The following is a 1,994-nucleotide window of genomic DNA, read 5'->3' on the forward strand; positions in this document are numbered from 1 at the left end:
ATCCTCGGCGGCGGCTTCATCGGCCTCGAGATCGCCGCCACGCTCAGGGCGGCAGGGCGCAATGTCACCGTCGTCGAAGCCGTCGACCGGCTGCTCGGGCGAGCGGTGGCGCCGGTCATCGCCAGCCATGTCAGGCAGCGCCTGGAAGCGATCGGCGTGCGGATTCTTACCGGCACCACCGTTGCCGGCCTGGAAGGCGAAGGCGGCCGTGTCTCGGCCGCGATCACCTCCGACGGCGATAAGCTGCCGGCGCAGATGGTCATCATCGGCATCGGCGTGGTGCCGAATGTCGAACTGGCCGAGGCCGCCGGCATCGCGATCGCCAACGGCATCCGCGTCGACCAGCAGATGCGCAGCTCGGCACCGGATATCCTCGCCATCGGCGACGCCGCCTCCTACCGGCACTGGTTCACCGGCGCCGATGTGCGGCTGGAATCGGTGCAGAACGCCACCGACCAGGCGCGGCTTGCCGCGCGCACTATCCTTGGCCACGCGGACGCCTATTCGGCGGTGCCCTGGTTCTGGTCGGATATCGGCGACATGAAGCTGCAGATGGTCGGACTGACCTCGGGCGGCGACAGCCATGTCGTGCTGGGCGACCTGGCCGAGAACAAGTTCTCGATCTACCACTATGCGGGCAGCCGGCTGCTCGGCATCGAATCCGTCAACCGCCCCGGCGACCATATGCTTGGCCGCAAGATGCTCGGCGCCGGCTTCTCGCCGACGCCGCAGGCAGTTGCCAGCGGGCCCGATGCGCTGAAGGCGGCGCTCGCCGCCTTCCAGGAGGAGCCCGCCAGGGCTGCGGGCTAGACGCTCCAACCTCTCCCCGTGGGAAGGGTCGCTGCGAAGCGACGGGGGGCATCAGCCCCACCCGGACCTTCGGTCCGACCTCCCCACAAGGGGGAGGCAGGGTTGGCGCTACGCGGCGCGCGCCTCGCGAATCGAGCTTTCCAGAATGTCGAGCGCCTCGTTCATGACGCTATCCTGGATGGTGATCGGCGACAGGAAGCGGATGACGTTGCCGTAGACGCCGCAGGTGAGCAGGATCAGGCCCTTGTCCAGCGCCTTGAGGCGCACCGCATTGGCGATTTCGGCCGAAGGCAGGCCCTTTTTCACATCGTTGAACTCGACCGCGTTCATGAAGCCGGGCCCCCTGATGTCGACGATCTCCGGCACGTCCTCGCGGATCGACTGCAGCCGCTGCTTCAGCCTGCTGCCCAGCGCATTGGCGCGGTCGCAAAGCTTTTCCTCCTCGATGACGTCGAGCACGGCGTTGGCGGCGGCGACGCCGATCGGGCTGCCGCCATAGGTGCCGCCGAGTCCGCCGGGGCCGGGCGCATCCATGATTTCGGCGCGTCCGGTGACCGCCGACAGCGGGAAACCGCCGGCCAGGCTCTTGGCCATCGTGGTGATATCGGGCGCCACCTCATGATGGTCCATGGCGAACATCTTGCCGGTACGGGCAAAACCGGTCTGCACCTCGTCGGCGATCAGCAAAATGCCGTGCTGGTCGCAGACCTTGCGCAGCGCGGTCATGAAATCACGCGGCGCCTCGTAGAAACCGCCCTCGCCCTGCACCGGCTCGACGATGATGGCGGCGACGCGGGCGGGATCGACATCGGCCTTGAACAGCCTGTCGAGGGCGGCGAGCGAATCGGCGACCGTGACGCCATGCAGCGCCACCGGGAACGGCGCGTGGAAGACATCGGCCGGCATGGCGCCGAAGCCGACCTTGTAGGGCACCACCTTGCCGGTCAGGGCCATGCCCATGAAGGTGCGGCCGTGGAAGCCGCCGGAAAAGGCGATGACGGCCTGGCGGCCAGTGGCGTTGCGGGCGATCTTGACCGCATTCTCGACCGCCTCGGCGCCAGTAGTGACGAAGATCGTCTTCTTGTCGAACTTGCCGGGCAGCAGGGCGTTCAGCCGTTCGGCCAGCCTGACATAGCTCTCATAGGGCACGACCTGGTGGCAGGGGTGGGTGAAGCGATCGAGCT

2 protein-coding genes are annotated in these 1,994 nt (G+C 67.6%); one reads left to right on the top strand and one right to left on the bottom strand.

The window, feature by feature from the left end; translation table 11 throughout:
- A partial coding sequence (locus EN780_RS32950) for an FAD/NAD(P)-binding oxidoreductase (protein WP_133372835.1) occupies positions 1-810 on the top strand: 810 nt, incomplete at its 5' end.
- Between the two features lie 108 nt (positions 811-918).
- On the opposite strand, the gene gabT is transcribed toward EN780_RS32950, so the two are convergent.
- Positions 919-1,994: 4-aminobutyrate--2-oxoglutarate transaminase (gabT, locus tag EN780_RS32955; protein WP_128276354.1), on the bottom strand; the 1,076-nt coding region annotated here is incomplete at its 5' end.

This window comes from Mesorhizobium sp. M4B.F.Ca.ET.089.01.1.1, assembly GCF_004022605.1.
Lineage (GTDB): Bacteria > Pseudomonadota > Alphaproteobacteria > Rhizobiales > Rhizobiaceae > Mesorhizobium > Mesorhizobium abyssinicae.